Raw genomic sequence first — 12,979 nt, 5'->3', positions numbered from 1 at the left:
CTCCTCGGGCGGGGGCCGCCGGGGGCGGCGGCCGGTGCGGGTGAGGCAGGCCCTCCCGCGCGCCACGAAAGGAACAACCATGAGTTTCCTGCAAGTTGCTGCAAGAATCTTCATGAGGTTACTGGGACATGACAGGTCGGTAAAGAGGTCCCGCGGTGGGACGCTCAGTAGTAGTCGCGCATCAGCTCGGTGGCCCAGGCGGGCTGGAACGCGGTGTCCAGCGGGCCGAACTCGGTCATCCACGGCTTGAGGTCGAGTACCGGCGTCCCGTCCACGGCGTCCAGCCCCGCGACGTGGACATCCAGCCCGTCGACGCGCAAGATCTTGCAACGCGACACACCCAGGCGGTTGGGCCGGTTCTTGCCGCGCTGGGCGAAGATGCCGATCAGTGGCCACCCGGTGTTCCCGCGCGGATGGCGTGCGCCGGTCTCCACCCGCTCCTCGGGGACCCGGTCGAAGTGGAAGACGACCTCCAGGTGGGAGAAGGTGTCCAGGCCGTACAGCGCCTCCGGGCCGAACTGCTCCCCGTCCAGCCGGATCACCGCCTCGACGCCGCCCCAGTCGTCGTCCTCGACCGGCACGCGGCCGCCGGTCACCCATCCCACCGGCCGTACCTCGATCGCCGTCATGTGTGCTCCTCCGCTGCCGCCGATGCGTCTCTCGCTGACCACTATGTGAGATATGGGTATCACTTGGTGGACTCCGCTGGCTAGCGTGGAGGTCATGACGCGGGAATGGGACGCCACCACGTACGACAGCCTGCCGCTGCCCCACGTGCAGTGGGGCCGCGGGACCCTGGACCGCCTCGCGCCGCGCGGCGACGAGCGGGTGCTCGACCTCGGTTGCGGCACCGGACGCGACACGGAAGCGCTGCTCGACCTGCTCCCGCACGGCCGCGTCGTCGCCCTCGACGGCTCGCTGCGCATGCTGGAGCAGCTCCGCCGGCGCCTCGCCGGACGCCTGGACCGCGTCGAGGTCGTGCACGCCGACATCACCGGCCCGCTCCCCGTCACGGGCACGGTGGACGCCGTCACCAGCGTCGCCACCTTCCACTGGATCCCCGACCACGCCGCGCTCTTCCGCGGTGTCGCAGGCGTCCTGCGCCCCGGCGGACGCCTCGTCGCCGAATGCGGCGGACTCGGCAACATCGCCGGCGTTTCGGCCGCCGTCGACGACGTCCTCGGCCCGCAGCCCGCCGTCTGGAACTTCGCGGGCGTCGAGGAGACCGAACGTCGCCTGCGGGACGCCGGTTTCACCGACGTCCAGGTCGCCCTCGTCCCCGACCCCGCCCGTCTCGAACCGGGCGCACAACTGCTCTCGTACCTGGCCGTCGTCGTCCTCGGCGGACAGCTGGAACGCCTCCCCGGCGCGGAGCACGAGGCCTTCGTCCGCGCCGTGGCCGCGCGCCTGCCGGAGCCCGTCGTGGACTACGTCCGCCTGACGATCTCCGCGACGCGCGGCCCCGGGGGCACACGGGGGTGATCCGCGTGCCCGCCCGGTCCGTCACCGTCACAGCCGCCGCGTGATCCGCAGTTCCGTCAGGTACCGCTTGACGACGCGGCCGCCGTAGCGGCCGTCGGCCAGCGCCCGGATGCAGGCGAGCAGGCCCGCCCGCCGCGCCGCGGGAAGGGCGCGGTGGTTGGAGTAGCTGAGCAGCAGGTCGAGGTACTCGGCCGTGGTGTACGGCAGTTCGCGCTCGTAGCGGTGGAAGACGGCCGGCCCGAAGCGCCCGGAGCGGTCCGTCTCCTCGCTGTCGGTGGGGACCAGGGCCGCCGCGCGCGGCCGCAGCCCCGGGGGCGTCGCCGGGTCGAAGCGCTCGTAGCACTCCTGCACGTCCGCGAAGAAGGCCCGGGTGCCGCCGTCCACGTGATGGGTGGCGATGACGGCCAGCACCCCGCGGGGCCGCAGCGCGTCGGCGCACTTGACGACCGCCACGGCGGGGTCGATCCAGTGGAACGCCGTGGCCGAGACGACCGCGTCGAACGGCTCCTCCGGGAGCGGCCAGTCCTCGAAGGCGGAGACGACCACCTCGACGTCCGGGAACCCGGCCAGCCTGCGCCGGGCGACCGCCGCCATCGACGGGCCCAGCTCGACGGCCGTGACGCGGAAGCCGCGCTCCGCGAGCGGCACGGTGGCCTGCCCGGTCCCGCAGCCGATCTCCAGCACGCGCGCGCCGGGGCCGAGCCCCGCCACCTTGGCCAGGTCGTCGAAGAGCACGCCGGGATACCCCGGGCGCACCCGGTCGTACAGCTCGGCGTCCTCGTCGAAGACACCCCTCAGCGAAGTCCGGTCGGTCACCCGTCGAGACTAGGGCCCGGCGCTAGTCGGGCGGCAGCGGAACGGCGGGACCCTGCGGCGACGAGAGGAGCACGTTCCGGACGTAGTCCTCGACCGCCGCGTCGAGACCCACGTCACGCTGCGCCCGCTCGGACATCAACCAGCGGTGTTCCAGCAGCTCGTGGTAGATCTGCGCGGTGTCCAGGGAGCCGCGCAGCTCGCGCGGCACGGCGCGGACCGTCGGCCGGAAGACGTCGCGGACCCAGCGGTGGGCCAGCACTTCGGGGCGGGCGCCCAGCGGGTCGCCGGGGGCGTAGTCCTCCTGGCCGGCCATCCACGTCTCGAGGTCGTTGAGGAGGCTGCGGGCCTGGTTCTCCTCGGCGTCCAGGCCGGTGAGGCGGAGCAGCTGGCGCTGGTGGTGGCCGGCGTCCACGACCTTGGGCAGGAACGTGACGTCGTCACCGTCGGGCGACCGCTGGATCTGCATCTCCGCGACGTCGAAGCCGAGGTCGTTCAGCCGCCGGATGCGCCGGTCGATGTAGTGCCGCTTGGCCACCGGGTACACCGACTCGCGGGTGAGCTCGTGCCACAGCTCGTCGTAGCGGTCGGCGATGGCCTGCCCGAAGGTGACCGGGTCCACGGAAGGGTGCAGCGAGCCGCCCGCCTCCAGGTCCATCAGCTCGCCGGCGATGTTCACCCGGGCCACCTCGATGTCGTACTCCCGCTGGCCGCGCGAGAGGCTGGGCTGGATCTGCCCGGTCTCGGCGTCCACCAGGTAGGCGGCGTAGGCACCCGCGTCACGCCGGAAGAGGGTGTTCGACAGCGAGCAGTCGCCCCAGGCGAAGCCCGCCAGGTGCAGCCGGACCAGCAGCACGGCGAGCGCGTCCAGCAACCGGTTGACCGTGCCCGGGCGCATCGTCGTCTCGAACATCGAGCGGTACGGCTGCGAGCCGCCCAGGTGGCGGGTGATCAGCACCGGCTCCAGCGGCTCGCCGCGGTCGTCGGTGCGGCCGGTGACGACGGCGAGGGCGTCGACCGCGGGTATGCCCATGCGGTCCAGGTCGCGCAGCAGCCCGTACTCGCGGACGGCCGCCCACTCGCCGACCTCCTTGACCGCCACCACCTCGTCGCCGGCCAGGGCGAACCGGACGACGTGCCGCGAGATGCCGCGCGGCAGCGCCACCAGGTACTCCTCCGGCCACTCCTCCAGCGGCACGTTCCACGGCAGGTCGAGGAGGGTCGCCGGATGGTCCGGGGAGGTCGCGGTGATCTGCAGGTCCATGGCGCCCAGTCTGCGGCAACGGGGTGATCGCGCGGGACACCGGGGCGGCGCATACGCTGCGGGGCATGAGGCAACGGCTTGTGGTCATCGGCGGGGACGCCGCGGGCATGTCGGCGGCGTCGCAGGCGCGCAGGAGGAAGGGGCCGGACGAACTGGAGGTCGTCGCCTTCGAACGCGGGCGCCGCACCTCCTACTCCGCCTGCGGCATCCCGTACTGGATCGCCGGGGACGCCACCGGCCCCGACAAGCTGATCGCCCGCACGCCCGAGAAGCACCGGGCCCACGACATCGACGTGCGGCTCGGCACCGAGGTCGTCGAGATCGACCGCGACCGCGGCCGGGTGCGCACCCGGGACGCCTTCGGGGCGGAGGGATGGACGGAGTACGACCAGCTCGTCATCGCCACCGGCGCCGTGCCCAAGCGCCCCCCGATCCCCGGGATCGACGCCGGGGGCGTGCACGGCGTGCAGATCCTCGACGACGGCGAGGACATCCTGGACGCCCTCGGCAACAGGCCCGTCAGGACCGCCGTCGTGGTCGGCGGCGGCTACATCGGCGTGGAGATGGCCGAGGCCATGCTGCGGCGCGGCCTCCGGGTCACCCTCGTCGAAGCCTCCGAGCAGCCGATGGCGACCCTCGACCCGGACATGGGCCGGCTCGTGCGGGAGGCCATGGAGGGCCTCGGCATCACCGTCGTCACCGGAGCCCCGGTGCGCGAGGTGCTCGCCGGGGCGGACGGCCGGGTCCGCGCGGTGGCCACCGACCAGGGCGAGTACCCCGCGGACGTGGTCGTGCTCGGGCTCGGCGTCGCCCCCAACACCGGCCTCGCCCGCGACGCGGGGCTGCCGCTGGGTGCGCACGGCGGGCTGCTCACCGACCGCGCGATGCGTGTGCGCGGGGAGGAGGCGGTCTGGGCGGGCGGGGACTGCGTGGAGGTCCTCAACCTGGTCTCCGGCGGGATGCAGCACATCGCGCTGGGCACCCACGCCAACAAGCAGGGCCGGGTCATCGGCACCAACATCGGCGGCGGCTACGCCACCTTCCCGGGCGTGGTGGGCACGGCCGTCAGCAAGGTCTGCTCCCTGGAGATCGCCCGTACGGGACTGAAGGAGTCCCAGGCCCGGGCCGCCGGGCTGCAGTACGTCACCGCGGTCATCGAGTCCACCAGCAGGGCCGGCTACTACCCCGGCGCCGCGCCGATGACGGTCAAGGCCATCGCGGAGCGGCACACCGGACGGCTGCTCGGACTGCAGATCGTCGGCCGCGAGGGCGCGGCCAAGCGCGTGGACATCGGTGCGGTGGCGCTCACCGCGGGCATGACCGCCGAGCAGATGACCGGGCTCGACCTGGGCTACGCCCCGCCGTTCTCCCCGGTGTGGGACCCGGTCCTGATCGCCGCGCGCAAGGTCGACGGGAAGGTCCGCGCGGACGGCCCGGACGCTTGAGCCATGACCGGGGGCGGCGCTCAGGCGGGCCGTACGGCCAGCTTCTCCAGGCCCTCCAGCAGGCTGGGGAGTTCCGGCCCCCGGCCCACCGGCAGCACCTCGCCGGGCTCCTCGTCGAGCAGCACGAAGGCGATGTCGTCGGTGCGGGCCACCAGGCTCCAGCCCTCGCCGTCCACACGCAGGGTGCGTACGCCCTCGCCCGCCGCGGTCGAGCGTATGCGGCCGGGCGGCGGGGGCGTACGGAGATACTCCTGGGCGGCTTCCAGCGCGCGCCGCACCCCGGGGTGGATGCCGTCGGCGGCGACAGCCGTGGCCCCTGTCCCTTCGCCTGACTCGTTCTCCGTGGGCTCCTTCTCGGTGGGCGCCCTGTCCACGGGCTCCTTCTCCGTGCCGTCAGACGCGGAGTCCGTGACGGTTGCAGCCGATACGTCCGAGCTGCTCGAGCTGCCGGCGGCGTCCGGAGTGTCGGACTCGTCCCCGGCGTCGAGCTGTTCCCGCCAGATCCGCCACTGGAGGGCTATCTCGTCGGCCCCCAGGCGTCGCTGCGCCGGCCCCCACGTCCCGGTGTCGGGCGGTGAGAGCGGCGGGCCGTCCTCGGCCTCGGGCGGATCGTGCGGAGCGGGCACGCCGGGCGCGGCCACCGCGACCGGCAGCGGCCAGCCGGGCAGCGCGGCGACGACCGAGCGCTCGTCGGGGGAGAGGTCGTACTCCAGCCCGCAGTCCCACGCGGCGAGGGCGCACGCGACCAGCGCCGTGTCGCTGATGGCGACCGTCCACCGGGCGCCCGTCCCGTCCTGGCCGAAGACGAGGCCGTAGCCGTCGTCCGCCGGTTCCAGCCCGAGCTCGGCGCACGCGGCCGGATAGTCGTCGGCCAGGACGCCCGGGAACTGCGCGGGCGTCAGCATCGCCGCGGTGAGCACGAACAGCGCGTCGTCGTCCGTCGCGGACACGGGCATCCCCTCTCCAGTGAGTTCTCAGTCGTGGGCGCACCCTAACCACCCGGTAACACCCGCGTCGAGACCGGGGCGTGCCCTGTGGAAAACCGTTCGGTGGCCGGATCGCCGGCCTCTACGCTGACGCCATGGCCAACTTCCTTGCCCACCAGGGCGGCCGCCCGTGAGGAAACGGCGCCGTCGCCTCCGCTTCGACGGGCGCGAGTTCCTCTGGACCGCGCGCATCGGGCACGCCGATCAGCCCGACGGCACCTGCCGCCGCGTCGTCTTCGTCCGCGTCACGGACGGGGCGGCTCCCGGCGGCCGTGCCCTCGCCGTCGATCTGGTGTCGGCCTCGGAGCCCGGTCCGTGGGGATACTGCGTCACCGACACCGCCCACCCGACTCCTCGCGACGTCCGCCTGCTCGTCGAGCACGCGCTCGCCGTCGGCTGGGAGCCCGGCGTACACGGCCCCCCTCTCGTGCTCACCGCGGAGAGCGGCGACCCGGGCCTTCCGGGGTTCCGGCTGCCCGCGGGCGGGAACGCCCCTGGGTGAGAGGGGTGATGCGGATGGCCACCTGGCTCCGGAGGTTCACCGCGGCGCGCACGCCGGCGAGGCCCGCGAAGCCCCCGCCGACGGCCGGGGCGGAGCCCTCACGCCGGGCATCACGCGAGCGCAACCTCTTCGAGGCGGCCGCCGCCCATGTCGCGGCCTCCGTCGAGGGGGACGAGGAGGCGCTCGAGGCCGCTGCGGCGCGCGTCGCGCCGGAGGCGCTGATGTTCGGGATCGGTGAACTCGCCCGGCGTGCCGTCGCGGTGCTCGCCCAGGAGCATGGCGTACCGCCGCGGGCGGTCGCCCGGTCGCTGCTCGGCCTCCCCGAAGCGTGAGGCGTCCGTCGCCCTACCGGGCCCGGGCCGTCACGAGCGGCCTTCCACGGGCGGGGTGACCGCGGCCTCCCGCGGACCGTACCCGGGGAGGAAGAGCCGCATGGAGCAGGGGTCCTCGGCCGCCACGCCGACCTCGACGCCCCAGTAGGCGCTCAGCCGGCCGGCGACGTCGACCAGCCGCCGCCGCTCCTCGGGCGAGTAGGCGGGGAAGCGCACCCAGCCGCGGTCGGAGACGGCGCGGCCGAGGTCGTTGAAGAGCGTGGTCCGCGCGCGCCGTTCCTCCTCGTCCGTCAGCGGGGTCGGGTCCCCCTCGCGGGATACCAGCCGGACGTTGTACAGCTCTCGGGTCACGCGCGGCCTCGCAGTTCTCCTCGGTCGGACGTGCCGCAGGCTACCGTCCCCGCCGCGCCGGCCGGACCCGCCCGGGGCCGCACTCAGGACCCCAGGGCGTCCAGCGTGGTGCGCAGCCAGCCGAGCTCCGCCCGCGTGGTGGCCCGGGCGATCGTCAGGACGCCCCGCCGGAACGGGTCGTCGAGCTCCTCCGCCCGCAGCGGGCGGTCGCCGTCGTGGAAGAAGCTCGTGGGCTCCTCCAGGAAGGCGAGCCGGCGACGCAGCACCGCGCTCTGCAGGGCGGGGTCGTCGAGATGGCGCAGGAAGGCGAGGAGCGTGAACCAGCGGTTCTCGTCGGAGATGTCGGCGGCGTCCGGCTCCGCGAGCCGCCGGCGCAGCTCGGCGCGGCCCTCGGTGGTCAGCGTCAGCACGTGGCGCGGCGCGGCCACGGCGCCCGGCTGGGTCTCGCGGCGCAGCAGACCGGCCTTCTCCAGCCGCTTGATGGCCGGGTAGAGCGTGCTCTCGGCCACCGGTTTGACGTGCCCGGTGAGTGCGGCGATGCGCTTGCGCAGCTCATAGCCGTGCAGGGCGGCGTCGTAGAGGAATCCGAGGATCGCGAGCTCCAGCATGGTGCCATTGTGCCGCAGCGACGCTGTACCTCGTTGACGTAATACATCGGCACCGATGTATAGTCGCCTCCATGCAGCAGACACGATTCACCGAGGACGGGGCGTGCATCCGATGGACCGGGACACCCGGGACCGGCCCCGCGCTCGTCTATGTGCACGGGCTGGGCGCGGCCTCCTCCGTCTACTTCGCCCACATAGCGGCGGATCCGGCCCTCACCGGGCGACGTTCACTCCTCGTCGACCTGCCGGGCCACGGCATCAGCGACCGGCCCGCCGCCTTCGGCTACACGCTGGAGGAGCACGCGGACGCGCTCGCCGCGGCACTCGACGCCGCCGCGACGGGCCCGGCCGAGGTGGTCGGCCACAGCATGGGAGGCGCCGTGGCGATCGTCCTCGCCGCGCGCCGACCCGATCTGGTGGCGCGCCTGGTGCTGGCGGAGGCGAACCTCGACGCGCGTCCGCGCGTGACGGCCGGCAGCAGCGGCATCGCGGCCTTCACCGAGGAGGAGTTCGTCCACGGCGGGGGCTTCGCCCGCGTCCTGGAGCGGGTCGGCCCGCGCTGGGCCGCCACGATGCGCCTGGCCGACCCGGTCGCCCTGCACCGCACCGCTTCGTCACTGCTGCGGGGGAGCGATCCGGTCATGCGCGAACTGCTGCTCGCGTCGCCCGTCCCGCGCACCTTCCTGCAGGGTGAGTCGAGCGGTGACCTGAGCGGCCGGGCGGAGCTGGAGGCCGCCGGGGTGTCGGTCGTGACGGTCCCCGGCGCCGGTCACAACATCATGTTCGACAACGCCTACGCCTTCGTCGAGGCCATCGCGAGGAACCGCTCGTCGGTGTCGGTGTAGGAGGTCAGGGTCCACCCCGAGGACTCCAGCAAGGGCCCCAGGTTGGGCTCGGCGCGCAGGTCGTCCGGGGTCAGCTCGCGGCCCTGCCGGGCGGCCAGCGCCGCCCGTCCGATCGGGTGGAAGAGCGCCAGCCGGCCGCCGGGCCGGGTGACCCGGGCCAGCTCCCGCAGACAGGCCCGGGGGTCCGGCAGGTGCCCGATCAGCCCCGCGGCGAAGACGGCGTCCAGGGTGGCGTCGCGCAGCGGCAGCAGGGCGCAGTCGGCCAGCACCAGGGCGCCGTGCTCCCGGCGCCCGGCCCGTGCCGCCGCGGCCAGCATCTCGGGCGTCAGATCGGCGCCCACGACCGTCCCGGACGCCCCCACGGCCGCGCGCAGGAAGGGCATCGCCCGGGCCGTGCCGCATCCCGCGTCGAGGACCGTCTGGCCCTCCCGCAGGCCCAGTTCGGCGACACCGGCACGGTAGACGGGGGCGTCGTCGGGGTAGCGGGTCTCCCAGTCGGCGGCGCGGGCGGCGAAGAACGCGCGGATCTGCGCGGGGTCGGTGTGCACGACGGTCCACCTCCGGTTCGGGGCGCGCGCCGGGGCGCACGGGACGCGGGGCATCATGGTCGCATGATCCCGTTCCGTTCCGCCGCCCTCTTCGTGCTGGCCGCGCTGCTGGAGATCGGCGGCGCCTGGCTGGTCTGGCAGGGGCTGCGGGAGCACCGCGGATGGGCGTGGATCGGGGCCGGCGTGATCGCCCTGGGCCTGTACGGGTGCGTCGCCACCCTCCAGCCGGACGCCGAGTTCGGCCGCATCCTCGCCGCCTACGGCGGGGTGTTCATCGCGGGCTCGCTCGCCTGGGGGATGGTGGCGGACGGCTACCGGCCCGACCGCTACGACGTGGTGGGCGCGCTGGTGTGCCTGGCGGGTGTGGGGATCATCATGTACGGGCCACGCAGCGGCTGAAACACGCTACCCGCGTACAGGTTCGTGCCGCACGCGATCGTCGGGGGCCGCATCCGGAAAGCAGGTGGTCAAATAAGGCAGGGTTCCGTCATGGCCCGAGCGTGCGACCACCCCCGCACTAGCGTCCCGGGGCCATGGGACACATCGACCACGCCGCCTTCGGCTGGCTGACCCCGCTGCTCTCGTACGCCATGGCGTGCGTCGGCGCGGCGCTCGGACTGCGCTGCACCGTACGGGCCCTGGCCGCGACCGGCCGCTCCCGGCGCAACTGGCTGATCACCGCCGCGAGCGCCCTCGGCACCGGGATCTGGACGATGCACTTCGTCGCCATGCTCGGCTTCCGCGTCACCGGCACCGAGATCCGCTACAACGTCCCCCTGACCGTCCTCAGCCTCGCCGTCGCCATGGTCGTCGTCGGCCTCGGCGTCTTCGCCGTCGGGTACGGCCACGGCCGCTTCCGGGCCCTCGCGATCGGCGGCCTCACCACGGGGGTCGGTGTGGCCAGCATGCACTACCTGGGCATGGCCGCCGTACGCCTTCACGGCGCGGTGTCCTACGAACCGTGGCTCGTGGCGCTGTCGGTCGCCATCGCCTGGGCCGCCGCGACCGCCGCGCTGTGGGCCGCGCTCACCATCCACCGGCCCGTGGTCGTCGCCGGCGCCTCCCTGGTGATGGGCGCGGCGGTCAGCAGCATGCACTACACCGGGATGCTCGCCGTGCACGTCCGGGTCCGGCCCTCGGCGGAGGTGCTGACCGGCTCCGGCGCGACGGCGTTCCTCTTCCCCCTCATCGTCGGCCTCGGCTCCTACCTCTTCCTCACCTCCGCCTTCGTCGCGCTCTCCCCGACGGCGAGGGAACACATCGCCTCCGCGACCGCCCAGCGCATCGGCGAGGGTGCCCTGTGACGCCGCCACGGGGCCGCAGAGCGCACGCGGGACTCCCCGCGTACGAGGAACCGTCCTCCCGCGCCACCGACGGCGGGCGGAGCGGCGGGGCGGCCGACCGGCTGAGCCTGCGCCCGAGGACCGTGCGCGCGAAGATCGTGTCCCTCCTCATGGTGCCCGTCGTGTCCCTGATGGCGCTGTGGGCCTTCGCCGCCGTCACCACGGCCCAGGACGTCTCCGGTCGGCTGCGCGCCCAGCGCATTGCAGAAACGATCCGTGAGCCGGTCGCCGACACCGTGACCACCCTGCAGGCCGAACGTCGTGCCGCCGCCCGCTACCTGGCCCGGCCCACCACCGAGGCCGCCGCCGAACTGAGCAGACGCGCCACGGCCACCGACCGTGCCGCCGCCCTGCTGCAGCTCGGCGGCGGCCACACGGTCGCCGACGGCACCGGCCTGCCGGGCACCGCCGCGGTGCGCGTCCGGACCTTCGTCGGCGACCTGGAGCGCCTGCGCAGGCAGCGCCCGGTCATCACCCAGGGAGCGGCGGACTGGCGGCAGACGTACCGCGCCTACACCGACGCCGTGACCGACGGGTTCGCGATCGGCGGCGCCCTTTCCGCAGGCCGCGGCGAGCGTGCCGCCCTGGAGATCGGCCGTGCCGCGGAACAACTGTCCCGCGAGGACGCCCTGCTCGCCGCGGCCGCGCTCACCCGCGGCCTGCCAACGGACCGTTACCGCGATCTGAGCGGTGCCGTCACGGCCCGCCGCGCCCTGCTCGCGGGTGCCACGGCCGACCTCGGCGGTGCCGGCCGCAGCGCCTGGGTGCGGCTGGCCCGCTCCACCGCGTACACGGACCTCGAGGCCATGGAGGACGCCGTCCTCGACGCCGGACCGGGCAAGGCCGCCGTGGACGGTGCGAGCCTCGCCACATGGGACCGGGCCACCGGACAGGTGCTGTCCGGGCTGGAGAAGTCCGCCGAGGCCGCCGCACCCGCCGACCGGCCCCTCGCGCACGGCCTGTTGAGCACCTCGGGCATCGCCGTCCTGCTCGGCCTCCTCGGCGTCGTCGCCTCCCTCTTCATCTCCGTACGGATCGGCCGCGGTCTCGTCGTCGAACTCGTCGGCCTGCGCAACACCGCGCTCGAACTCGCCCGCCGCAAACTGCCGCGCGCCATGCGGCGGCTCCGCGCCGGCGAGGAGATCGACCTCGGCAAGGAGGCGCCCCTCGGCAGGCACGGCGCCGATGAGATCGGCCAGGTCGCCGAGGCCCTGGCCACCGTGCAGCGCGCCGCGCTGCGCGCCGCCGCGGAACGCGCCGAACTGGTCAACGGGGTCTCCGGCGTCTTCGTCAATCTCGCCCGCCGCAGCCAGGTCCTGGTGCACCGTCAGCTGGCGCTGCTCGACAGCATGGAACGGCGCACCGAGGACCCGGGCGAGCTGGAGGACCTGTTCAAGCTCGACCACCTCACCACCCGTATGCGGCGGCACGCCGAGGGCCTGATCATCCTCTCCGGCTCCGCTCCCGGCCGCGCCTGGAGCAAGCCCGTACCCCTCACCAATGTGGTGCGCGCCGCGGTCGCGGAGGTCGAGGACTACGCCCGCGTCGAGGTCCGCAGGCTCCCCCTTGCGGCGGTCGTCGGCTCCGCGGTCGCCGACCTCACCCATCTGATCGCCGAACTCGTCGAGAACGCGACCCAGTTCTCCCCGCCGCACACCAAAGTGCGCGTCTATGGCGAGCAGGTCGGCAACGGCTACGCCCTGGAGATCGAGGACCGTGGGCTCGGCATGGGCAAGGAAGCCATGGCCGAGGCCAACCGGCGCATCGCCCAGACCCAGGCGCTCGACCTGTTCGACAGCGACCGGCTCGGCCTGTTCGTCGTCAGCAGGCTCGCCCGGCGGCACGACGTCAGGGTCTCCCTGCGCTCCTCCCCGTACGGCGGCACCACCGCCGTCGTCCTGCTGCCCACCGCCCTGCTCGACATGAGGGCGCCCGAAGCCCGCGCCCCACGGGGTGCCGGGACGGGGGGCGCGGCGTCCGGCCCGCACGGACCCCGCCAGGGGTCCGCGGAGGTCCCGCCCCTGGTGGCGGCCTCCCCGCGCGGCGCCGGCGACGGGCCGCCGCGTCCCTCCGCGCCCCGTTCCGTTCGTCCTCCGGAGCACGGGCCGTTGCCCGTGCCAGTGCCCGCGCCCGTATCCGTGCCCGCACCGGCCCGCGGCGCGGCGCCCGCTCCCGCGCCCGTGGGCGCCCCTGTAGGCACGCCTCCCGCCGAGGGCGGACTCCCGCGCCGCGTACGCCGTGCGAGCCTCGCCCCGCAGCTGCTGGAGCCCCGCGCACCCGAACGCGGCCCCGGGCCGCAGGACACGGGGCCGGACGTTCCGGAGCGGACCGCCGAGCAGGCGCGCTCGACGATGGCCGCCTTCCGCCGGGGCTGGATCCGCGGTGGCGGCGCCGGAGCCCGTGACACCGCCGACGGGGAACCGGCACCCGCCGGCCCACGCCCCCTGCGGCCCGCCCCAC

15 protein-coding genes are annotated in these 12,979 nt (G+C 74.4%); 8 read left to right on the top strand and 7 right to left on the bottom strand.

What is annotated here, in order from left to right:
* Window positions 1–164 precede the first annotated feature (164 nt).
* Window positions 165–629, bottom strand: coding sequence for an SAM-dependent methyltransferase (locus PV350_RS37910; RefSeq protein ID WP_499515437.1), 465 nt, complete (start codon window positions 627–629; stop codon window positions 165–167).
* 94 nt (window positions 630–723) lie between these two features.
* Here PV350_RS37910 and PV350_RS37905 point away from each other — a divergent pair, with 94 nt between their 5' ends.
* Window positions 724–1,482 (top strand): class I SAM-dependent methyltransferase, encoded by a 759-nt coding sequence (locus PV350_RS37905; protein ID WP_499515438.1) that lies wholly within the window; start codon window positions 724–726, stop codon window positions 1,480–1,482.
* A gap of 27 nt (window positions 1,483–1,509) precedes the next feature.
* On the opposite strand, the gene PV350_RS37900 is transcribed toward PV350_RS37905, so the two are convergent.
* On the bottom strand, window positions 1,510–2,298 hold the full coding sequence (locus PV350_RS37900; protein ID WP_499515439.1) for a class I SAM-dependent methyltransferase: 789 nt from the start codon (window positions 2,296–2,298) through the stop codon (window positions 1,510–1,512).
* 22 nt (window positions 2,299–2,320) lie between these two features.
* Window positions 2,321–3,559: a DUF4032 domain-containing protein gene (locus PV350_RS37895; RefSeq protein WP_499515440.1), complete on the bottom strand. Its 1,239-nt coding sequence runs from the start codon at window positions 3,557–3,559 to the stop codon at window positions 2,321–2,323.
* Between the two features lie 65 nt (window positions 3,560–3,624).
* Between PV350_RS37895 and PV350_RS37890 the strand changes: the two genes are divergently transcribed.
* Window positions 3,625–5,004 (top strand): FAD-dependent oxidoreductase, encoded by a 1,380-nt coding sequence (locus PV350_RS37890; protein WP_500338000.1) that lies wholly within the window; start codon window positions 3,625–3,627, stop codon window positions 5,002–5,004.
* A 20-nt stretch (window positions 5,005–5,024) separates the two neighbouring features.
* Here the strand turns inward: PV350_RS37890 and PV350_RS37885 are convergent, their stop codons facing one another.
* A complete protein-coding gene (locus PV350_RS37885; RefSeq protein ID WP_500337998.1) occupies window positions 5,025–5,960 on the bottom strand; it encodes a hypothetical protein in 936 nt (311 codons plus the stop codon).
* A gap of 160 nt (window positions 5,961–6,120) precedes the next feature.
* Here PV350_RS37885 and PV350_RS37880 point away from each other — a divergent pair, with 160 nt between their 5' ends.
* Window positions 6,121–6,492, top strand: coding sequence for a hypothetical protein (locus PV350_RS37880; RefSeq protein WP_499515443.1), 372 nt, complete (start codon window positions 6,121–6,123; stop codon window positions 6,490–6,492).
* Between the two features lie 14 nt (window positions 6,493–6,506).
* Window positions 6,507–6,824, top strand: a complete 318-nt coding sequence (locus PV350_RS37875) for a hypothetical protein (protein WP_500337997.1) — start codon at window positions 6,507–6,509, stop codon at window positions 6,822–6,824.
* Between the two features lie 30 nt (window positions 6,825–6,854).
* Here PV350_RS37875 and PV350_RS37870 read toward each other — a convergent pair whose 3' ends face one another.
* Window positions 6,855–7,175, bottom strand: a complete 321-nt coding sequence (locus PV350_RS37870) for a hypothetical protein (RefSeq protein WP_500337996.1) — start codon at window positions 7,173–7,175, stop codon at window positions 6,855–6,857.
* 83 nt (window positions 7,176–7,258) lie between these two features.
* On the bottom strand, window positions 7,259–7,783 hold the full coding sequence (locus tag PV350_RS37865; RefSeq protein WP_499515446.1) for a PadR family transcriptional regulator: 525 nt from the start codon (window positions 7,781–7,783) through the stop codon (window positions 7,259–7,261).
* A 71-nt stretch (window positions 7,784–7,854) separates the two neighbouring features.
* Between PV350_RS37865 and PV350_RS37860 the strand changes: the two genes are divergently transcribed.
* Window positions 7,855–8,628 (top strand): alpha/beta fold hydrolase, encoded by a 774-nt coding sequence (locus PV350_RS37860; protein ID WP_499515447.1) that lies wholly within the window; start codon window positions 7,855–7,857, stop codon window positions 8,626–8,628.
* On the opposite strand, the gene PV350_RS37855 is transcribed toward PV350_RS37860, so the two are convergent.
* Window positions 8,577–9,233 (bottom strand): class I SAM-dependent methyltransferase, encoded by a 657-nt coding sequence (locus tag PV350_RS37855; protein ID WP_499515448.1) that lies wholly within the window; start codon window positions 9,231–9,233, stop codon window positions 8,577–8,579. The genes PV350_RS37860 and PV350_RS37855 overlap by 52 nt on opposite strands.
* A gap of 6 nt (window positions 9,234–9,239) precedes the next feature.
* Here PV350_RS37855 and PV350_RS37850 point away from each other — a divergent pair, with 6 nt between their 5' ends.
* From PV350_RS37850 to PV350_RS37840, 3 genes are all read left to right on the top strand, one after another.
* Window positions 9,240–9,575 carry a YnfA family protein gene (locus tag PV350_RS37850; RefSeq protein ID WP_499515449.1) on the top strand — a complete coding sequence of 112 codons (336 nt, stop codon included), beginning with the start codon at window positions 9,240–9,242 and terminating at the stop codon, window positions 9,573–9,575.
* A gap of 134 nt (window positions 9,576–9,709) precedes the next feature.
* Window positions 9,710–10,480, top strand: coding sequence for an MHYT domain-containing protein (locus tag PV350_RS37845; protein WP_500323244.1), 771 nt, complete (start codon window positions 9,710–9,712; stop codon window positions 10,478–10,480).
* A 149-nt stretch (window positions 10,481–10,629) separates the two neighbouring features.
* Window positions 10,630–12,979: sensor histidine kinase (locus tag PV350_RS37840; RefSeq protein ID WP_500338002.1), on the top strand; the 2,350-nt coding region annotated here is incomplete at its 3' end.

The organism is Streptomyces sp. PA03-6a, from assembly GCF_033792765.1.
Lineage (GTDB): Bacteria > Actinomycetota > Actinomycetes > Streptomycetales > Streptomycetaceae > Actinacidiphila.
Note: the sequence above shows the minus strand (reverse complement) of the source record. Positions and strands in the feature narration are given on the sequence as shown.